A 19684-nucleotide genomic window follows, 5' to 3' on the forward strand; every position below is an offset into this window, starting at 1 on the left:
GACGGGTTTACCACGGCTGGCAAGCCGGACGTGGCCGATTCTTTGCTGGAGGCCATCGGTAGGGTGGAGGTTTCACGGGAAACACGACCTGCGGGTCGTAGCGGTCAGTGACGCCTGCGCCCCGTATGTAGTCCTGAGATCCGGAGCAGAGTCGTGACCCTGAACACCATCGCCTTCGAACTGGTCCCGCCCAATATTGAGCGCGGCCCCCAGTTTGCGGTCGACGAGGCGCACAAGGTGCTGCTCAACGCCGCGGCCGTCGGCCTCGAGGGCCGCATCCGGCACGTGATGATCCCCGGGATGATCGAGGAAGACGGCGACCGGCCCGTCGAGATGAAGCCGAAGATGGACGTCCTCGACTTCTGGCAGTTGATGAAGCCCGAGCTGCCCGGGATCCGCGGGCTGTGCACGCAGGTGACGTCGTTCCTCGACGAGGACGCGCTCTCGAAGCGGCTGGCGGTGCTGCAGGAGGCGGACTTCGACGGCATCGCGTTCGTCGGCGTCCCGCGCACCATGAGCGACGGCGAGGGCGCCGGCGTGGCGCCGACCGACGCGTTGACGATCTACCGCGACCAGGTGCCGAACCGCGGCGTCATCCTGATCCCGACGCGCGACGGCGAGCAGGGCCGCTTCAACTTCAAGATCAACCAGGGCGCCACCTACGGCATGACCCAGTTGCTGTACTCGGACACGATCGTGGGCTTCCTGAAGGAGTTCGCTGCCACCACCGAGCATCGACCCGAAATTCTGCTGTCGTTCGGGTTCGTCCCGAAGATGGAGTCGAAGGTCGGACTGATCAACTGGCTGATCCAGGATCCGGGCAACCCTCTGGTCGCCGCCGAGCAGGAGTTCGTCTCCCGGCTGGCCGGCGAAGAGCCTGCGGCCAAGCGCGCGCTGATGCTCGACCTGTACAAGCGCGTCATCGATGGCGTCGGTGAGCTCGGCTTCCCGATCAGCATTCACTTGGAAGCCGCGTATGGCGTATCCAAGCCGGCGTTCGAGACCTTCGCCGAGATGCTGGACTACTGGGCGCCTGACAAGGCCTAGCCGCGCGCGCCGGAACTACGTTCCGGCGGAACCCATTACGACGCTGCACCCATGCCGCCGAACAGGCGGCCGGCGTCGGCGGCTGTCAGTCCGCCGGGCATGCTCGGCATCCGCACCTCGGCGCGGCGGGCGGTGTCGCCCGGGTCGTCGGCGGAGTCCGACGTTTTACGAATCTGATTCGCGGCGGGGTTGTCGGCCCCTCCGGTGTACTGCTGCGCGCTGATGGAAACCGCCGGTTGAGATCGCGGGATGGCGCCCGGCGCCGTGCGTCCGGCAGGTGTCATCGGAGTGGTCGACGTGCGGCCGGCATTGGTCTGCGCGCTGACTGAACTCGTCGGCTCGGGGCGGTCGATCACCGGGCCTGGATGCGGGCCTTTCGCCGCCGCGGGCGCGGCCAGCGCGATGGACAGCGCTGACAGTCCGACGGCGGTCGCCGTCATCGCCCAGGCGACGTGGCGCCCGAACCTGCGGTGGCCCTGTTGATGCGACGAAGTGCCGGTGTGGCTTGTGGTGGTGTTCATGGCGCCGCCTTTCTCTAATACTTGCTCGAACAAGTATCAGGAGGAATCCATTCCAGCTGCATATTCAGTGCCTCGTGCGTCAGTTATGATGGTTGGACAACCAATCAGAATCGGGGGTGCCGTCATGGCGGAGCAGAGTGCCGAGCGACCGGCGGTCGACGAGCCGACGACGCTGCCGACGGCGGCCCGCAGCGGCCCCGTCAGCCACGCGGTCTTCCAGCTGACCCGGGTGACGCGAACCGTCGTCGCGGGCCTGCTGCGGCCGCTCGGCCTGTATCCCGGGCAGGAACTCGTGATGATGTATCTCTGGGACCTCGGTCCGCTGCGCCAGACCGACCTCGCGCAGTTGACCAGTTCCGATGCCCCGACCATGACGCGCATGATTCAGCGGCTGGAGCATGCCGGTTTCGTGCGGCGGTTCCCGAGCCCCGAGGACAAGCGCGCGCATCTCGTCGAAGCGACACCCGCGAGTCGCGGTCTGCAGCAGCAGATCGAGGGTGTGTGGGGTCAGATCGAGGAAATGACCGTCGGCGGTTTGAGCGAGCCGGAACGGGCAACGGTGCTGCGCGTGGTGCAGGGCCTCGAATGCCGACTTGCCCGCGCGGCGATGGAGTGACGGAAGCTCCTCTGCCACCACCTATCCTGGTACTGGTGTCCGACCAACAGCAGCGCGAACTGCGTGACCGTCTGGATGGTCTGACCATCCGCGACGCCGCGCGGCTCGACCGTCGGCTGAAGAACCTCCGTGGCGACAACCCGGAGAAGATCGCCGAACAGATCGCGGCAGCGGAGGCGGTGGTGGCCGCTCGGCTCGCGGCCGTGCCGCGCATCACCTACCCCGACCTGCCGGTCACCGACCGCCGTGCTGAGATCGCCAAGGCCATCACCGACAACCAGGTGGTGATCGTCGCCGGCGAGACCGGCTCGGGCAAGACGACGCAGCTGCCCAAGATCTGTCTGGAGCTCGGCCGCGGTATCCGCGGCACCATCGGGCACACCCAGCCGCGCCGGCTGGCTGCGCGCACGGTGGCGCAGCGCATCGCCGACGAAACCGGCACTTCGCTGGGCGGGGCCATCGGTTACACCGTGCGGTTCACCGACCAGGCCAGCGACTCGACTCTCGTCAAACTGATGACCGACGGCATTCTGCTCGCCGAGATTCAGAGGGATCGCCGGCTGCTCCGGTACGACACCCTGATCCTCGACGAGGCGCACGAACGAAGCCTCAACATCGACTTCCTGCTCGGGTACCTGCGCGAGCTGCTGCCGCGGCGCCCCGACCTGAAGGTCATCGTGACATCGGCGACCATCGAGCCCGAGCGATTCGCGAAGCACTTCGGCGGAGCCCCGATCGTGGAGGTCTCGGGCCGTACCTATCCCGTCGAAATCCGTTACCGGCCACTGGAAGTCCCCGCCGCGGTGGACGACAGCGATGACCCCGACGATCCGGACCACGAGATCGTCCGCACCGAGCCCCGGGACCAGACCGAGGCCATCGTCGACGCGGTGCGCGAGCTGGAATCCGAACCGGCCGGCGATGTGCTCGTCTTTCTGTCCGGCGAGCGCGAGATCCGTGACACCGCAGAGGCTTTGCGGGATGCGCTGTCCGGCGACACATTTCCGACCGAGATTCTGCCGCTGTACGCCCGGTTGCCGACCGCGGATCAGCAGAAGGTCTTCAATGCGAAGCCGGGCGGGCCGCGCCGGATCGTGTTGGCCACCAACGTCGCCGAGACGTCGCTGACCGTCCCCGGCATCCGGTACGTCGTCGACCCGGGCACGGCGCGCATATCGCGGTACAGCCGGCGCACCAAGGTGCAGCGGCTGCCGATCGAACCGATCTCGCAGGCGTCGGCCGCGCAGCGGTCGGGCCGATCCGGTCGTACGGCTCCGGGCGTGTGTATCCGGCTGTACTCGGAAGAGGACTTCGCGTCGCGGCCGCGGTACACCGACCCGGAGATCCTGCGGACCAACCTCGGTGCGGTCATCCTGCAGATGGCGGCGCTCGGCCTCGGCGATATCGAGGCCTTCCCATTCCTGGACCCGCCCGATGCGCGCAGCATCCGCGACGGCATCCAATTGCTCCAAGAACTGGGCGCTTTCGATGCCAAGGGCGCCATCACCGACGTGGGACGCCGGCTGGCCCGGTTGCCGCTGGACCCGCGCGTCGGCCGGATGATCCTGCAAGCCGACACCGAAGGCTGCGTGCGCGAGGTTCTGATCCTGGCTGCCGCACTGTCGATACCGGATCCGCGGGAGCGGCCGTCGGACCGGGAAGAAGCCGCCCGGCAGAAGCACGCCCGCTTCGCCGATGAGCATTCGGACTTCATTTCCTACCTCAACTTGTGGAACTACCTGCGCGAGCAGCGGAACCAGTTGTCCGGCAGCGCGTTCCGCCGGATGTGCCGCGACGAGTTCCTGCACTACCTGCGGATTCGCGAATGGCAGGACCTGGTCGGCCAATTGCGCAGCATCGCCGGCGATCTCGGCATCCGGGAGTCGGGCGACGATGCCGACCCGCTGCGCATCCATACTGCGCTTACCGCCGGGCTGCTGTCGCATGTCGGGCTGCGGGAAGGTGAGACGCGGGACTACCAGGGGGCTCGTAACTCGCGGTTCGTCCTGGCTCCGGGATCGGTGCTGACGAAGAAGCCGCCGCGGTGGATCGTCGTCGCGGATCTGGTGGAGACCAGCCGGCTGTTCGGGCGTATCGCGGCACGCATCGAACCGGAGACCGTCGAGCGGGTCGCCGGAGATCTGTTGCAGCGCACCTTCAGTGAGCCGCACTGGGATGCCCGTCGGGGTGCGGTCATGGCGTTCGAACGGGTGACGCTCTACGGGCTGCCGCTGGTGCCGCGCCGTCGGGTGGGGTACGCGCAGGTCGATCCGGTGGTGGCACGCGAGCTGTTCATCCGGCACGCGTTGGTCGAAGGCGACTGGCAGACGCGGCACCACTTCTTCCGTGACAACACGCGGCTGCGAACCGAACTGGAGGAGCTCGAAGAGCGCGCCCGGCGCCGGGATCTGCTGGCCGGCGACGACGAGGTCTACGCCTTCTATGACCAGCGCGTGCCAGAGAGCGCCGTGTCGGCACGGCATTTCGACGCCTGGTGGAAGAAGCAGCGGCATGTGACGCCAGACCTGCTCACCATGACGCGCGAGGATCTGCTGCGCACCGACACCGACGCCGACCAGCCGGACACCTGGCAGACCGGCGACCTGTCGCTGCCGGTGAGCTACCGGTTCGAGCCCGGCGCCGCCGATGACGGTGTCACGGTGCACGTTCCGGTCGAGGTGCTGGCTCGGCTCGGCGGTGACGGTTTCGCGTGGCAGGTGCCCGCGTTGCGCGAGGAGTTGGTCACCGCGCTGATCAAATCGTTGCCCAAGGACCTACGGCGTAACTTCGTACCCGCACCCGATACCGCGCGGGCGGTGCTGCCGGGCCTAAATCCGGGAGACGGCTCGCTGCTGGAGGAGCTACAGCGTGAACTGCGCAGGCGCAGTGGCATTCTGGTGCCGATCGACGCCTTCGACCTGAGCAAGATTCCGGACCACCTGCGGGTCACCTTCGCGGTCGAGAAAGACGGCACCGAGGTGGCACGCGGCAAGGACCTGGGCGCGCTGCACGATCGGCTGGCCGGCTCGGTGCGGCAGGCAGTGGCTGGGGCCGTCGCGGGTGATCTGCAGCGGACGGGTCTGAAGGCCTGGCCCGAGGACCTGTCCGAGTTGCCGCGCAGCGTGGAGAGCTCGACCGGCGGACACACCGTCCGCGGATTTCCCGCGTTCGTGGACACCGGTGCGGCGGTGGACATCCGGGTGTTTCCGACGGCAGCCGAGCAGGCCGCGGCCATGGGTTCGGGCCTGCGGCGGTTGCTGCGGTTGGCGGCGCCGTCGCCGGTCAAGGCGGCTGAGCGCGCTCTCAATCCCCGCGCGCGCCTCGCGCTGTCGAGCAATCCCGACGGCAGCCTCGAAGACTGCGCCGACGCCGCGGTACGGGTGTTGGCGCCCAAACCGGTGTGGACCGGCGCCGAATTCGGCGCGTTGCGCGACTCCGTCGCAGCCAAACTGGTGCCGACGACGCTCGACGTCGTCGGCCGCGTCGAGCGCGTCTTGACCGCGGCGCACGCGGCGCAGGTTGCGTTGCCCGACAAGCCTTCTGCGCTGCAGGCCGACGCTGTCGCTGATATTCGCGCGCAGTTGGCCCGGCTGCTGCCTGTCGGGTTCGTCGCCGCGACGGGCGTCAGCCACCTGGCTGATCTGACCCGGTACCTGACGGCCGTCGGCCGCCGGCTGGAGCGGTTACCCCAGGCGCCGGCCGCGGACCGCGAGCGCATGGACCGCATCCACGCCGTCGAGGACGCGTATGACGAATTGCGGCAGGCACTTTCGCCGTTGCGATGCCAGGGCGAAGACGTCCGCGACATCGCCCGGCAGATCGAGGAGCTGCGTGTCAGCCTGTGGGCCCAGCAGTTGGGCACCCCGAGGCCGGTCAGCGAGCAACGGATTCACCGGGCGATCGACGCCATCGTCCCGTGATTTGTGCACGATTTTTTGCGCTCACCGCGGAAAATCGTGCACAAATCACTCAGGAGGGCGAGGTGGGGGCGTCGGCGAGCTTGACCAGCTTGACCTCGGGGCGGTCGGGCACCTCGTCGGTGAGGAACCACCGGAAGGCCAGGATGCCCTGCGGATAGTCCAGGGTGGTCAATGAATTCGGATGGGCGGCAGCCTCTTTGGACAGCACCACGGTGACCGAGCCGTCGGAGTTGGGCACGGCGCTGTACCCGTTGAGTGAGCTGCGGGCGTCACTGGCGCCCGGCGTGGCCATGAACTGGTTCCACACCACCAGATTCCAGAACCGGCACGGTGGCGGGCGGTGGGTGATGACGAGGGCCTCGTCGTCGGCCAGCACGAAGCTGCCGTACGAATAGCAGGCGTCGCGCGCCGACCAGCCGAAGTTGGCATCCGGCACCTGGTACGGCGCGGCGAACTCATTGGCGACGTGGGCGATGGAATGGCCGAGCGAGCTCTCGTCGGGGCGGGTGCCGACCGGCATCGGCATGATGGCGAACAGCGTCCGGATCCAGTTGGCGGCGGACCGGAACGATGCCGCGGTCGCGGTGTCACTGTGCCGGAACGGCTCCGGGGCATCGAGCGCGTCGATGTTCCAGGTGACCGGGCGCCCTGTCGTCGGGTCGGCCTGGTAGTCGCGGGTCAGGAAGACGGCCGCGTCGGGCAGCGGTCCGAGCTCGAACGAGAAGTTGCCGTCGGCGTCGAATTCGATGTCGGTGTCACGGATTATCGCGACGACGCGGTTGGACCACGCACCGGGGGAGGGCTCGTTGTACGCGGTCAGCGACAGGTAGACGCTGTCACCCTTGTTGCCGAAGATCCGGTATTTGCGCGCCGGATCGACGGGGCACATGTGGTAGTACGCGTCGGTGTTGTCGCCGCCCCACCGGCGGTCGTGCCGGGTCGGGGTGTTGACGGCGACGAACTGCGGCCGGCCCGGCTCGGGGAACAGGTAGCAGTCCAGCGCCACGCCGAGCCCTGTCGCAAGCATGCGGTAGCCGTCGGCGATCTGACGATCGTCGCTGACGGCCCGATCGCCCTCCAGGAACGAGGTGTCGAGCTCGCGAAGGGTGTCGAGGAGCTCCCGCCATGCGGCAGCGGATTCGGTCATGCGCCAATACCTTTCAGAATCAGGGTGGTGTTGCGGTCGATCCAGTCGTCGTCCGGGGCGGCGCTCCGGGTGAGTGCGGCCAGGAGCGCGATGCCGGTGATGACCTCGGTCAGCTCGGTGGCGCTGACGCCGGGGCGAAGTTCACCGCGGGCCGCGGCAGCCTCCAGGCGGGCGTGCAGTCCAGGGCCGAGTGCGTCGGCGAACCGATCCAGCAGAGCGCTGTGCAGGGTGGCGTCGGCCGTCATCTCGCCGAGCAGGCCCGGTAGTGCCGCGCGGGCCGCTCGGGTGCTGAGGACTGCCACGGTGCCGCGGACCATCGCGCGGACATCCCCGGCCAGGGATCCGGTGTCCGGCAGTTCAGTGGCGATGCCGGCTGGAAAGACGGCCTCGTGGACCAGGTGAGCCTTGCTGGGCCAGCGTCGGTAGATGGTCGGCTTGCTGGTGCCGGCCTGCTTCGCGATGGCGTCCACCGACAGCGCGGCGTAGCCCACTTCGCTGAGCAGTTCGGCGGTGGCGGTGAGCACCGCGTTGTCGATGCGTGAATCCCGGGGTCGTCCAAGTGCTTTCGTCATTACGAAACTCATAGTAACATAAATGGTGTGACTGACACCACAGACGTTGTCCGGCTCGATGACCTGGCCGATCCCACCTTCACGGCCGAGGCGCAGCAGTTCCGGGACATGATGACGATGATGGCGGCGGACTGTCCGCTCGACGCGGATGCGCTGCACGCCAAGGCGACGGCCGACACCGGCCTCGACGACTTCGGCCCCACCGACTACCGCGAACGTCTCGATGTGCTGCTGGGAGCGCTCCGGCAGATCGACGGTTTCAACGGCCCGGGCGTCGTCAACTTCTACGGTCAACTGCTGCAGCTGTTGAAGAACCGGCTGCTGCTCACCGATCTGCTGAAGCGACACCCCGCGATTCACGACATCGAGCTAATGCCGCCGGTCGCAATCGTCGGGCTGCCGCGCACCGGGACCACGCACCTGCACAACCTGCTGGCTGCCGCCGGCACCTTCCGGACCCTGCCGTATTGGGAGTCGATGGAGCCGTTCCCGCTGCCGTCCGAGGCGGGTGTCGAGCCGGACCCGCGGCGTACCCGGATGGACGTCGCGGTCAACGTGATGAACATCGTCATGCCGCATTTCTCGCTGATGCACGAGATGACCACCGACCACGTGCACGAGGAAATCCAGTTGCTGGCCAACGACTTTTCCACGATGTACTTCGAGACGCTGGCCGACGTCCCGGCGTGGCGGGACTACTACGAAGCCCACGACCAGACGCCGCATTACCGGCACATGGTGACCCAGCTCAAGGCGCTGCAGTACCTGCGCGGAGGTCGGCGCTGGTTGCTCAAGTCGCCGCAGCACCTCGAACAGATTCCGGTGCTCAACGAAACACTGCCCGGTGTGATCGGGGTTTTCACCCACCGCGACCCCGTCCCGGTGGTGCTGTCGATGATCGCGATGCTCACCTACTCCGCGCGGATGCATCGCAGCCCGGTGCCGGTCGAGCACATCGCGGCGTACTGGGTGCAACGGCTGGAGCAGATGCTGGCCGGACTGGTCCGGGACCGGGAGGTCATCGGTCGGGACCGCTCCATCGATATCCGTTTCGACGACTTCATGGCAGATGACCTTGGCACCGCGGAGAGTGTCTTCGCCCTTGCGGAAGAACGACTTTCGGACACCGAACGCAGCTCGATGGCCGACTACCTGGCCGGACACCAGCGGGGCCGGCTGGGCCGCGTAGAGACGTCATGCGCGATGTTCGGACTCGACCCGGATGATCTGAAGGCCCGCTTCGCGCCCTACACGGAGCGCTTCCTGGCTTGAGTTAGAGGGACTGTTCCATGGTCGCCGGATCGGCCAAGGGCACCACCAGATGCGAAGCATGCACGCCGCCTTGGGAAATCCGGTAGGTCCCGCCCGCCAGTGCGGACCGCTGCGGGCGGGTCGGCACCAGGTGCGGGAAGTCGTAGGTGGTGACGGTCAGCCGCAATCGATGGCCCGGGGCGAGGAGTGCCGCCGTGGGAAATACCTCGATGTCGTAGCGGGTCAGTTCACCGGGGACGACGGGCGCGGCCGCTGCCCGGGTGCTGATGTGTTGTGGCCGCAGCACGGTGCCGTCGGGCAGGATCCAGCTGGCGTCGGGGTCGAGGGTGCGGTGTGAACCCAGGAGCGCCCCTTGTGTCAGGGGCCGGCTGACGCCCTCGGGGGAGACGTCGTCGAGGTGCGCCACCCACAGGGTTTCGCTGCGGTCGGCGGTGGCGAAGATCGTCAGCCCGACCGGACCGGCCAGCAGCTGTTCGGTGTCGAACGCGTCGCTGGTGTAAGTGAGCGCGTCGCGCTGGAGCCGGGTGTTGTCCTGGTCGTAGCGGACGCTGCGGCCGGTCTGCGAGACCATGAAGCTGCCCATACCGAGGCTCCACTGCTCCAGGCTGCGGCCGGAAACCGGTCCGCGTGAGAGATATTGGAGCGTGGCGGTCGATTCGTCGGCCGACGGCGTGGCATGCAGGCCGCCGCCCAGGCCCAGGTACAGCCGGGTCGGGGTGGCCTCCGGGAACGGATAAGCATTGGTGCGGAACCACTTTGAGCTGCCGATCGCCTGGAACCGCACCGGCTGCCCGGTGACCTCCGCGGTGTCGTCGTCTTTGAGCCAGTGGTCGAACCAGCGCAGCTGCAAGGCCTGCAGATGCTGCCCGTCGAGATCCGAGACGTGGTACCACGGGCCGGCCATCAGCTGGAACTTGTCGGAGACTGGCTGGTCGGCGGTCATGGCGGCGCCGGCGGGGCGGCCGGCGAACGTGTTCTGCAGCGCCGCGTAGTTCAGGGGCGCGCCGCGCTGAAATGCGTCGTGCCATCCGGCCACGAGAAACACTGCGACGCCGTTCTCGACGATCTTCGGGACCACGTCCGCCGGGCGCATGGTGTCCCAGAAGGGTCCATCGAACGCGGTGTCACCACCGGCGATCGCGTCCTTGATGAGGTTCCTGAAGTAGCTGCGCTGGTCGCGTCCACGCTGCCGCACCGCGGAAATGCCGCCGGCTCTGGGCCTTTCGTGGCTACCCCGATGGGCGAACTCCAGTGCTGGGTTGATCACGTTCAGCAGTGAATAGGTGGCGCCGTAGGCGCGGACGGTGCGCATGTGCGGCACGCCGCCCATGGTGACGACGTCGCGGTAGAAATCGTTGGCGGCCATCGCCGGGAAGATCGCCTTCAGCGGCGAGTCGGGTCCCACCGCGGCTGCCGTCATGAGTTGGTTGATCGCCAGATACGAGATGCCGAACATGCCGACGCGGCCGTTCGAATTGGGCAGCGAGGCAGCCCAATTCACCAGATCGACGCCGTCCTGCACCTGCTCGGGTCCGAGCATCTCGAAAGATCCGCCCGACGCGCCGGTGCCCCGCACGTCGGCCATCACCTCGATGTAGCCACGACGGATCAGGTACGGCGTTGCGCCACCACCGATCTGGGCAGCCGGCGGGGGCGCCTTCTTGCCGTACGGCGTCATCGACAGCAGCACGGGGAACGGGCCGGAAGCGGGCTCACCCGTCGCCGGGTCGGTCGGATAGTGGATGTCCACCCGAAGTGAGACGCCGTCGCTCATCGGCACCGCCACGTTGTGGTGTACACCGACGCCGTACTGCGCCGATGGGGCGTCCCAGGGCGGCAACAGTGGCGATGGGCTGGTCTTCCGGGTGCGCGCCGCGGCCCAACCGGCTATCGCCTTGATTCGGGCCCCCACCCCTGCTGTCTCGACATGCGTCTCCACGCCTCGACCGTACGCCGAACCCGAAAGAAGTTACTGCTTCGTGACGCAACCGTGTCAGGGGGCTCAGGGGTGTTCCCAGGCACGGTCCGTAGCATCCAATCAGTGACCAGTAGTCCGTGTGAAAGAGACGACGCAGGTAAGAGCGTCGGCTGCATCTCGCGCCGACGCATGCTGCGAATGGCCGCGGCGGCGCCGGTTCTGGTCGGCATGCCTGCCGTGGTGTCATCGCTCACCGCGCCGACGGCCAGAGCCGCTGGTCTGGCGGGGGCGGTCGTGTTCCTCGACCCGGGACACAACGGGGCCAATGACTCGTCGATCAGCAAGCAGGTGCCCACCGGCCGTGGCGGCACCAAGGACTGCCAGACCAGCGGCACGTCCACGACGGCGGGCTTCCCCGAGCATTCGTTCACCTGGAATGTGGTGCTGCTGATGCAGCAGCAACTGGCGAACGCCGGTGTCCAGGTCCACCTGTCGCGCAACAACGACAACGCGCTGGGGCCATGTGTCGACCAGCGCGCCGAGATGGCGAATTCGCTTCGGCCCAATGCGGTCGTTTCGGTCCACGCCGATGGCGGCCCTGCCGGCGGCCACGGATTCCACGTCAACTACTCGGCACCGCCGCTCAATCAGGTGCAAGCGGGGCCGTCTGTGCGATTCGCCCAGATCATGCGCGACAAGATGGTCGCCGCGGGGCTGACGCCGGCAACCTATATCGGCAGCAACGGCCTCTACGGCCGGGCCGACCTGACGGGCCTCAACCTCGCGCAGTACCCCTCGATCCTGGTCGAGTGCGGCAACATGAAGAACCCGCAGGAGGGGGCCGCGATGGCCACCATGCAGGGGTGGCAGACCTACGCGAACGCCATCTGCCAGGGCATCGCGGCGTTCATCCAGGCCAGCTAGCGCTCAGAGCTCGGCCAGCGCGACACCGGTGACACCCGGACCCAGTTGCGCGAGCTCACGCTGGGTGCCGTCGGCGACGTTCACCGCGCGGATACCGCCGGAACGCAGCTCGCTTACGTAGTACTTCGTGTCATCGGCGGTGGCCAGGCCGATCGCCTCCTGGAACCCGCGAGACAGGATCGTGTACTCCCCCACCGCAGGCTGGACCTGACCGCGATTGAGCGTGTTGCCGTCCGGCTCGGCGCCCCGGTCCGTCCAGACCAGGTTCCCCGAGCGGTCCAGATCCAGGTCGATGGGTTCGGGCAGGTCCTGCCACAGCAGCTCGATGTCGTCGCGGTCTGCGGCCGTCCGCCCCGCGGGAAAATCGGTGCCGCACCGGAAGATTCGGCCCTGACCCGCGTCGGGCCCGCCCTTCTGCGTCCAGTAGACCAGGCGGTTCACCAGCGCCCTGGGTACCGGCCAGCACGGTGTAGTCGTACGACAACACCGCGCAGGGCTGCCCGTCGACGTGGGCCGTACCAGCCACGAGGCCGTCGGCCGGAGTGCGCGCGATCAGGTCGTCGAGCTCGCGGCGTGCCCGTTGTGCGGCGATGGCGAACCGGCCGTATTCGACAAAGCTGCCGTCGTCGACCAGGTCGAGGATGTTCTCGCGGGCGGTCCGGCCGCCGGCGTCGTGCCGACGCTGAACGGCGTCCGGCCGGGCGGCGTCCTCGGTGAGCGCCCGTCGGCGCAGCAGCTCGGTGTGGTCGTCACGCAACGGTACTTCGGGCATTGGGCCGGGCATGGGGACAGCCTGCCAGGCGCCCTGAAAGGGGGTGCGGCATGATCGGTCCATGCAATCGACTGCAACCACCACCGTTGCCCGCCCGATCGACGTTGTTTGGGCGACCCTGATCGACCACGAAGGCATGGCCAACTGGGGTCCCGGCATCAGCGTGACCATCGATCAGCCCGGCACCCCGGCGCCGAACGGCCTGGGTGCCGTCCGCCGTATCTCGGCCCCCGGGCCGGCGCCGGCGATCGTCGAAGAGGTCGTCACCTTCGACGCCCCCAACGTCTTCGGCTACAAGGCCCGCTCCGGCGTGCCGTTCCCGGGCTATGCGGGTGAGGTGCGGCTGACCCCCGAGGGCTCCGGCACGCGCATCGACTACTCGCTGAGCTCGACCGCGTCGTTCCCGCCGGTGAAGCTGGCGTTGGTCGCCATCAACCAGGTGCTGCTGCGTCTGTTCGCGAAGGCCGCGGCCAAGGCGTAGCCCGCATTTCCCGGCACGTTCGACTCCGAACGTGCCGGGTACTCCGGTCTTCGATCGGTCGTAGGGCGAGCTGCCGGGCGTTTGAGAGAGACTGGGCGGCGAAAGTACGTGGCTTCAATCAGAACGCGCTCATACGCAATGCGACTGAACGCAGGCACCTTGTGATGCTCTGAGAAGTCCCTGAGTTCAATGACCGACGGCAGATCGACATCGCGACTGAGCTCACGTACTTTTCGCCGCTACCCGGACTGTGGAATCTCCCTGGCGATCGCGTCGAGCAGCGCCGGGTACCGCTTGGCCTCGGGATGACCGCCGGGCTTGCCGCTGCTGACCACGGCAGCGGCAAGGTTCCGGGCCGGGTCGGCCCACACCGCGATGTTGGTCAGCCCGGTGTGCCCGAAGGCAGCCGGTGCGTTGCGCCCGAACGGGCCGAATCGCGTGGAGCCCAACATGTATCCGGTGCCCCAGCGCATCGGCATGAGTCCCACCGCGATGTCGGGCCGCAGGCGCCGGCACGGGGCGGTCGCGGCGCGCAGGGTTTCGGCACGTAGCACCCGGACGCCGTCGAGTTCGCCGCCGCGGCACAGCAATTCGGCGAACCGTGACAGCTCGACAGCGTTCGACACCGTGCTCGACGACGGCACCACACTGGTCAGGAAGTCCGGGGTGTTGCTGAACGGGATGATCTGGCTCGGGGTGCCGCCGACGGCCTTCTTGAATGCCGCCGCCATGGGCGCCGGCAACGGCTTGCCGGTGACGTGGCTCGGCGCGACCAGCGGAACGTCTTCCGGCGCAACGCCGTAGTTGGTCCAGCGGAAGCCGAGCGGCTCGAGGATCTCGGTCGCCAGGATGTCGCGGATGTTGCGACCCGTTGCGGCCGAGACGATTTCGCGGATCAACGGCCCCCAGGTGAGTCCGTGGTACATGTGGACCAGGCCCGGCCGGTAGATCGGCCGGAGGTTCCCCAGCATCTCGCGGGCGTAGTCGCTGTCGTTCATCCGCTTGAGGTCCGGCCGTGGCCCGGTGGCCAGCGGCACCCCGGCGCTGTGGGTGACGACGTGGCGCACGGTCGTGCGGTCCTTGCCGTGGCTGGTGTACGTCGGCAGGTAGTCGCAGACCCGGGCGTCCAGATCGAGTTCGCCGCGCTCGACGAGCATGTGCACGACCGTCGTGCTGATGGCCTTGGCGGCCGAGTACACGCAGAACGGGGTGTCGACGCCGACGGGGATCTTCTCGGCATCGGCAGGGTCGTCGGGCCCGTTGCCCCAGCCGTGGCCGATCGCGCGGTTGAGCACCACCCGGCCGTTCTGGCGCAGACAGACCTGGATGGCCGGGTGCATACCGGCCGCGTACCAGTGCTGGGCGGCCTGCCAAATGCGTTCCACCGCTTGCGGATCGACGCCGGTGTGGTCTTCTGTGCCGGTGGCCGTCACCGAGTCCAGGTCGGCGGGGACCCGAATGCGGCCGGTCTGGGGTTCCGTCATGCGTCCTTCCGATGCAGCACGGCCGCGAGGTGGTGGCGCAGCGGGATGCCCACGGCGGCCATTCGGACGTTGTAGCTCAACGTGTCTCCGTCGAGGCGGAACCAACGCCGCAGGGCGTCAACCTCTTTCGCGGAGTCGGTGCGCCCGATGTCGGTGGTGGCGAGGTCGAGGACGAATTCACCGTCGGTGCTGAGCGTGCCCTGCAGGATCTCGGTGATGCCGGTGGGATGCGCCAGCACCCACTCGACGCGTCCGGGCGCGGGGACGCGGAGGTACCCGGTTTCGGCGTGCAGGGGACGGCCGTCATCGGCGGCGCGGGTGCGCTGGCTGTAGGCCAGGAACGGCTTGCCGACGTGGCCGAAGGTGACTTCTTCGAGGTAGTCGAACGAGGCGATGGTCGGGTACTCACCGGAGCCGTTGCCGGCCCAGGTACCCAGCAGCGGGGCCAGGACCGCGACGTCGGGGTGCAGATCGGGCATCTCGGCTACTTGGTTCCGACGGTCAGCAGGTCGGAGACGATGAGCGTCCACGCCGGCCGCTTCACCCGGTGCTGCTCGGACACCGTGAACCCGGCGCCTTCGAAGAGCTTCTTCATCTCCGCGGGGGAAGGATTGTGGGCGGGGTTGAGAATGTGCGACGACAGCGCGTGCAGCGGCAGCACCTGCCGCGGGCTGATGGTGGTGACGGCCGCGATGCCGCCCGGCTTGAGCACGCGGTGGAACTCGCGCAGCGCGGCGGGCTGATCGAACCAGTGGAACGCCGACGTCGTGACCACCGCGTCCAGCGCGCCGTCGTTGAACGGCAGCTGCTCGGCCGGTGCGGTGACCCAGTTGACCTTCGAGGACCGGGCCTTGGCCTGGGCCAGCATGCCCTCGGACATGTCAACGCCGGTGACGACGGCATTGAGCTCGCGTTCGATCCGGTCGGCGAAAATACCGGTGCCGCAGCCGATGTCGGCGATCGTCAGGGCACCGTGCGCGCGCAGCTGAGCCAGGACCTCGTCCTGCGCGGGCTGGTAGACGACGCGCTGCAGCACCTGGGTGTCATAGGCGGGGGCGGCGAAGCCCCAGAAGCGGGTGACGGTGTCATTGAATCCCCGGCGTTGAACCATGCTTGTCAGCCTAGGCGGCGAATTCCGGCGCGGGCCGTCAGCCGGGTGCCAGGCCCAGCGGCAACGCGGCGAATGCACACACGATCGCCACGAACGCCGCCCGCGACGGCGGTGGCCGGTCGAGTTCCGGACGGCCGCGCAGGTACAGCAGGAACACGACGGTGACGTTGAAGGCGATGAGCAGCATCCACCGAATCCAGTCGAACGCGGTCACGAATATCGGCAGATACAGCGCCAGCGCAAGGACCGCGCCGGCCCGGCGATCCAGGAATTCGCCCAGGAAGTCGCGGATCGGCACACCGGCGACGAATTGGACCGCCGCGAGGCAGGCCGCCAGACCGATCGCGCCGACGACCAGTGAGGTCACCATCTGGCCGGCGCCCCGGGCGGCGACGATGTGAATTTCGTCGAGGACGCTGTGTTGGTACGTGTTGAGGTAGGACCGGCACGCCCAGTCGTGGAAGTCGCGGGTCGGCAAGCGTCCGGTCCGGGCGAAGTTCTGGAAATCGTGGAAGCTCGCCATCATGCGCATGGGCCGGTGGGGTGTCGTCGCGCACAGCCGGTCGGCCACCCCGCGCCGGGTGAGTGCGGTGATGAGGCCGGCCACTGCGAGTCCCGGGAGCACCGCCAACGCCGCGTAGCGTCGGCGTCGAGCGGCGGTGAGTCCGTGCGCCGGCGCATAGATGGCGAGGACCGCACCCAACGCGAATTCGAGCGGAATCGCGTCGTGCATGAACGCCAAGACCGCGGTGAACAATCCGTACGCCGCACACGACAGCGCCGGTCGGGCGCCCACACCCAGTGCGAGGGCGACCACCGCCGCCGCGCCGAGGAGGTCCGGCCGCGCCGAGAACACCGCGAACGGCACACCGAACGGCAATACGGGCACCAGCAACGCCAGCATGATCCGGCGTTCCGAGCGGCCCGTGCGCACGATGGCGCCGGCAATGGCGGCCAGGGCAGACAGGTACAGCGCGGTGATGGCCCAACGCGCGGCGCCGGCCCGGCCGAAGAATGCCGCGTCGTCGCCCGGACCGAAGAGCTCCCCGGCGAGTCCACGCCGGATGAAACCGAACCGGTAGTCGGCGAGGTAATACGAGACGAGGTAGTGGTCGACGGGGTGCAGCGCGACGGCGAGCCAGACGATGCCTGCGGCCCACACGGCGATGCCGGTGCCGGTGGCCAGATAGAGGGCAGAGCGGCTGGGGCGCACGGCCAGACCCTACCGGCGGATACGCTGCCGCCTTATGAGCTCTACTGCGCCCAGTTGGATTGCCCAGCTCCTGGACTTCGCGCGCGCCGGCGACACCTTCATCGCACCGCAGCCGACCGAAGGACCGGGACGGTCTCTGTTCGGTGGACTGATCGCCGCGCAGGCGCTGGGTGCGGCCGGCCGCACCGTCGGGCCCGACAAGCTGCCGCAGTCGCTGCACCTCTATTTCGTCCGCGGCGGCCAGTACGGCGTCGACGTGGAGTTTCACGTGGAACGAACCCGCGACGGCCGGTCCTTCGACACGCGGCGCGTCACCGCGAAGCAGCACGGCAAGACGATCCTGGAGATGATCGCGTCGTTCCATGTTCCGGAACCGGGGGCCGACTGGCAGCGGCCTGAAGTCCGGGGCCTCGAGTTCGACGCCTCGGTACCCAAGGCGACGAGCCTCACCGCCGCCGATTTCTTCGACATTCGGGTCCGCCCCGAAGACGTCGGCGCGTTCGCCGTGCCCCCGTTCTGGATCCGCACGAAAGACGAGATCGAGGACGACGCCCTGACCCGCGCATGCACGCTGACCTTCATGTCCGACTTCGGGCCGGTACCCGTGGCGCGGCCCGACGGCGCGGACCTGCACGACGGATTCGCGGCCAGCCTGGACCACGCCGTGTGGTTCCACCGGCCCTTCGTGCCGCGCGACTGGCACCGGTACGAGGTCACCCGGCTCAACAACGCGGACTCCCGCGGGCTGGTCACCGGGGCCCTGTATGACACTGGTGGGGTGCTGATCGCCAGCACCAGCCAGGAAGCCCTGTGGCGGCTGTAGTCCCGGAAGATCGCGCTCACTGATGACTGTCCCGACGCCGACGTGCTATCGGCATCCGAACCGCCCGACGTACGTGAGCTGCAGCCGGTGTGGCCGCCCGATCTGCCCGGACTGCATGACCGCCGCCGCGGTGGGCCAGCAGTGCCCGGAGTGCGTCAACGAGGGCAAGCGGTCGGTGCGTCAGGCCCGGACGCATTTCGGTGGCCGGATCTCCAAGGGCTCGCTGGTCACCTACACGCTGATCGCGGTCAACATCGTGATGTTCGTGTTGCAGCACACTTCGGTGCAGATGCAGCAGGACCTGGTGCTGTGGCCACCCGCCGTCGCCGACGGCCAGTACTACCGCCTGGCGTCGTCGGCCTTCCTGCACTACGGCCTGGCCCACATCGTGTTCAACATGTGGGCGCTGTGGGCCGTCGGCCCGCAGCTGGAGCAGTGGCTGGGCCGCTTGCGATTCGGGGTGTTGTACGGCCTGAGCGGCCTGGGCGGCTCGGTACTGGTGTACCTGCTGTCGCCGCTGAACTCGGCGACAGCAGGTGCCTCGGGCGCGATCTTCGGCCTCTTCGGCGCGACGTTCGTCCTGTTCCGTCGGCTGCAGCTCGACGTCCGCGGGATCGTCGGCCTGATCGTCATCAACCTGGTGATCACGTTCGTGCTGCCCGCCGTCAGCGCGCAGGCGATCAGTTGGCAGGGGCACGTCGGCGGGTTGGTCACCGGCACCGTGGTGGCGGCGGTCTTCGCGTATGTGCCTGCGCGGCAACGACTCCTGGCGCTGATCTCGGTGACGGCCGTGCTGTTGGTGCTGTTCGCCGGACTGACGATGTGGCGCACCCAGGCCCTGTTGACGATGTTCAGCTGATCCCGGGGTAGGGGAGCAGCGCCATCTCGCGGGCGTTCTTGATCGCGGTGGCGACCTGTCGCTGCTGCTGGACCGTCAGGCCCGTCACACGGCGGGACCGGATCTTGCCGCGCTCGGAGATGAACAGCCGCAGGTTGTTGGTGTCCTTGTAGTCGAGGTATTCCACGCCGAGCTTGGTCAGCATGTTCTTGACCGGCCGCTTGGCCTCGGCGGCGGGGCGTCGGGTGGGTTTGCGCGGTGCCATCACCAGCTCGCTTTCCGGATGCCGGGCAGTTGTCCTTCGTGGGCCAGTTCGCGTACCCGGACCCGGGACAGGCCGAACTTGCGCAGGTGGCCGCGCGGACGACCGTCGACGGAGTCGCGGTTGCGCACCCGCACTGCGCTGGCGTCGCGCGGCTGGCGGGCCAGTTCCCGCATGGCAGCCGACTGCTCGTCGGCAGTGCTCGACGGGGACTTGATGATGGTCTTGAGCTCGGCCCGGCGCTCGGCGTAGCGGGCGACGGTCAGCCGGCGCTGCTCGTTCTTGGCGATCTTGGATTTCTTGGCCATGCTCAGCGCTCCTCTCGGAAGTCGACGTGCTTGCGGATGATCGGGTCGTACTTGCGCAGCACCATGCGGTCGGGATCGTTGCGCCGGTTCTTGCGGGTGACGTACGTGTAGCCGGTGCCCGCGGTGGACTTGAGCTTCACCACGGGGCGGATATCGGTGCGGGACATCTAGATTCGCACCCCGTCCCGGCGCAGCCGCGCCACCACGGCTTCGATGCCGTCGCGGTCGATCACCTTGATGCCCTTCGCGCTGACGTGGAGCCGGATGCGCCGCCCCTCCGAGGGCAGGTAGTAGGTCTTGCTCTGGATGTTGGGGTTCCACCGGCGCGAGGTGCGCCGGTTCGAATGCGAAACCGTGTTGCCGAAACCGGGCCGGCGCCCGGTGACCTGGCAGTGCGCTGACATGTGTCCGCCCTATCGTTAATGAAAATCGTTTTCGACAAGTGTCGATCGCCA

The 19684-nt window shown here is 68.0% G+C and carries 21 protein-coding genes and 1 pseudogene; 8 read left to right on the plus strand and 14 right to left on the minus strand.

The window, feature by feature from the left end:
* The first annotated feature begins 153 nt into the window (after nt 1-153).
* Entirely contained in the window at nt 154-1047 is an 894-nt protein-coding gene (locus G6N46_RS19035) for a mycobacterial-type methylenetetrahydrofolate reductase (protein WP_163692881.1), read from the plus strand.
* A 35-nt stretch (nt 1048-1082) separates the two neighbouring features.
* On the opposite strand, the gene G6N46_RS19040 is transcribed toward G6N46_RS19035, so the two are convergent.
* Nucleotides 1083-1568 (minus strand): hypothetical protein, encoded by a 486-nt coding sequence (locus G6N46_RS19040; RefSeq protein ID WP_138251181.1) that lies wholly within the window; start codon nt 1566-1568, stop codon nt 1083-1085.
* 124 nt (nt 1569-1692) lie between these two features.
* Here G6N46_RS19040 and G6N46_RS19045 point away from each other — a divergent pair, with 124 nt between their 5' ends.
* Both G6N46_RS19045 and hrpA read left to right on the plus strand, forming a co-directional pair.
* Nucleotides 1693-2184, plus strand: coding sequence for a MarR family winged helix-turn-helix transcriptional regulator (locus tag G6N46_RS19045; protein WP_138251180.1), 492 nt, complete (start codon nt 1693-1695; stop codon nt 2182-2184).
* A gap of 35 nt (nt 2185-2219) precedes the next feature.
* Nucleotides 2220-6104 (plus strand): ATP-dependent RNA helicase HrpA, encoded by a 3885-nt coding sequence (hrpA, locus tag G6N46_RS19050; protein ID WP_163692883.1) that lies wholly within the window; start codon nt 2220-2222, stop codon nt 6102-6104.
* 49 nt (nt 6105-6153) lie between these two features.
* Here hrpA and G6N46_RS19055 read toward each other — a convergent pair whose 3' ends face one another.
* Entirely contained in the window at nt 6154-7251 is a 1098-nt protein-coding gene (locus tag G6N46_RS19055) for a DUF1214 domain-containing protein (RefSeq protein WP_138251178.1), read from the minus strand.
* Nucleotides 7248-7823 (minus strand): TetR/AcrR family transcriptional regulator, encoded by a 576-nt coding sequence (locus G6N46_RS19060; protein ID WP_138251177.1) that lies wholly within the window; start codon nt 7821-7823, stop codon nt 7248-7250. The genes G6N46_RS19055 and G6N46_RS19060 overlap by 4 nt, the downstream gene beginning before the upstream one ends.
* 108 nt (nt 7824-7931) lie before the next feature.
* Between G6N46_RS19060 and G6N46_RS19065 the strand changes: the two genes are divergently transcribed.
* Nucleotides 7932-9095, plus strand: a complete 1164-nt coding sequence (locus G6N46_RS19065) for a sulfotransferase family protein (RefSeq protein WP_226522302.1) — start codon at nt 7932-7934, stop codon at nt 9093-9095.
* Between the two features lies 1 nt (nt 9096).
* Here the strand turns inward: G6N46_RS19065 and G6N46_RS19070 are convergent, their stop codons facing one another.
* Complete coding sequence (locus G6N46_RS19070) at nt 9097-10869, minus strand: CocE/NonD family hydrolase (protein ID WP_138251203.1); 1773 nt, start codon at nt 10867-10869, stop codon at nt 9097-9099.
* Nucleotides 10870-11202: 333 nt separating this feature from the next.
* Here G6N46_RS19070 and G6N46_RS19075 point away from each other — a divergent pair, with 333 nt between their 5' ends.
* Nucleotides 11203-11937, plus strand: coding sequence for an Rv3717 family N-acetylmuramoyl-L-alanine amidase (locus G6N46_RS19075; RefSeq protein WP_407665196.1), 735 nt, complete (start codon nt 11203-11205; stop codon nt 11935-11937).
* Between the two features lie 3 nt (nt 11938-11940).
* Here the strand turns inward: G6N46_RS19075 and G6N46_RS19080 are convergent, their stop codons facing one another.
* Entirely contained in the window at nt 11941-12378 is a 438-nt protein-coding gene (locus G6N46_RS19080) for an NHL repeat-containing protein (protein WP_174814002.1), read from the minus strand.
* A gap of 1 nt (nt 12379) precedes the next feature.
* Nucleotides 12380-12709 (minus strand): annotated as a pseudogene (locus G6N46_RS19085) (carboxyl transferase domain-containing protein); the annotation flags it as partial.
* A 61-nt stretch (nt 12710-12770) separates the two neighbouring features.
* Between G6N46_RS19085 and G6N46_RS19090 the strand changes: the two are divergent.
* Nucleotides 12771-13190: an SRPBCC family protein gene (locus tag G6N46_RS19090; protein WP_064860277.1), complete on the plus strand. Its 420-nt coding sequence runs from the start codon at nt 12771-12773 to the stop codon at nt 13188-13190.
* A gap of 239 nt (nt 13191-13429) precedes the next feature.
* On the opposite strand, the gene lipE is transcribed toward G6N46_RS19090, so the two are convergent.
* The 4 genes from lipE to G6N46_RS19110 are packed head-to-tail and all read right to left on the minus strand — an operon-like array spanning nt 13430 to nt 16998.
* On the minus strand, nt 13430-14674 hold the full coding sequence (gene lipE, locus G6N46_RS19095) for a lipase LipE (protein WP_138251175.1): 1245 nt from the start codon (nt 14672-14674) through the stop codon (nt 13430-13432).
* Nucleotides 14671-15204, minus strand: a complete 534-nt coding sequence (locus G6N46_RS19100; RefSeq protein ID WP_374704305.1) for a peroxynitrite isomerase — start codon at nt 15202-15204, stop codon at nt 14671-14673. The genes lipE and G6N46_RS19100 overlap by 4 nt, the downstream gene beginning before the upstream one ends.
* Complete coding sequence (locus G6N46_RS19105) at nt 15159-15785, minus strand: class I SAM-dependent methyltransferase (RefSeq protein ID WP_138251174.1); 627 nt, start codon at nt 15783-15785, stop codon at nt 15159-15161. Before G6N46_RS19105 ends, G6N46_RS19100 begins: the two co-directional genes overlap by 46 nt.
* Before the next feature lie 37 nt (nt 15786-15822).
* On the minus strand, nt 15823-16998 hold the full coding sequence (locus tag G6N46_RS19110) for an Rv1490 family membrane protein (RefSeq protein ID WP_138251173.1): 1176 nt from the start codon (nt 16996-16998) through the stop codon (nt 15823-15825).
* A 34-nt stretch (nt 16999-17032) separates the two neighbouring features.
* Between G6N46_RS19110 and G6N46_RS19115 the strand changes: the two genes are divergently transcribed.
* Together G6N46_RS19115 and G6N46_RS19120 are read left to right on the plus strand one after the other, a co-directional pair.
* Nucleotides 17033-17821: an acyl-CoA thioesterase gene (locus G6N46_RS19115; protein ID WP_138251172.1), complete on the plus strand. Its 789-nt coding sequence runs from the start codon at nt 17033-17035 to the stop codon at nt 17819-17821.
* Nucleotides 17822-17843: 22 nt separating this feature from the next.
* Nucleotides 17844-18680 carry a rhomboid family intramembrane serine protease gene (locus G6N46_RS19120; protein WP_138251171.1) on the plus strand — a complete coding sequence of 279 codons (837 nt, stop codon included), beginning with the start codon at nt 17844-17846 and terminating at the stop codon, nt 18678-18680.
* On the opposite strand, the gene rpsR is transcribed toward G6N46_RS19120, so the two are convergent.
* Genes rpsR through rpmB form a run of 4 tightly spaced genes read right to left on the minus strand, consistent with a single transcriptional unit; the run spans nt 18673 to nt 19633 of the window.
* Entirely contained in the window at nt 18673-18924 is a 252-nt protein-coding gene (gene rpsR, locus G6N46_RS19125) for a 30S ribosomal protein S18 (RefSeq protein ID WP_138251170.1), read from the minus strand. The genes G6N46_RS19120 and rpsR overlap by 8 nt on opposite strands.
* The gene (gene rpsN, locus G6N46_RS19130; protein ID WP_138251169.1) at nt 18924-19229 is read right to left on the minus strand and encodes a 30S ribosomal protein S14; all 306 of its coding nucleotides are present in this window, start codon (nt 19227-19229) and stop codon (nt 18924-18926) included. The genes rpsR and rpsN overlap by 1 nt, the downstream gene beginning before the upstream one ends.
* 2 nt (nt 19230-19231) lie before the next feature.
* On the minus strand, nt 19232-19396 hold the full coding sequence (rpmG, locus tag G6N46_RS19135; RefSeq protein WP_020099644.1) for a 50S ribosomal protein L33: 165 nt from the start codon (nt 19394-19396) through the stop codon (nt 19232-19234).
* Nucleotides 19397-19633, minus strand: a complete 237-nt coding sequence (gene rpmB, locus G6N46_RS19140) for a 50S ribosomal protein L28 (RefSeq protein WP_138251168.1) — start codon at nt 19631-19633, stop codon at nt 19397-19399.
* Between the last annotated feature and the right edge of the window lie 51 nt (nt 19634-19684).

Source organism: Mycolicibacterium phocaicum (genome assembly GCF_010731115.1).
Classification (GTDB): Bacteria; Actinomycetota; Actinomycetes; order Mycobacteriales; family Mycobacteriaceae; genus Mycobacterium; species Mycobacterium phocaicum.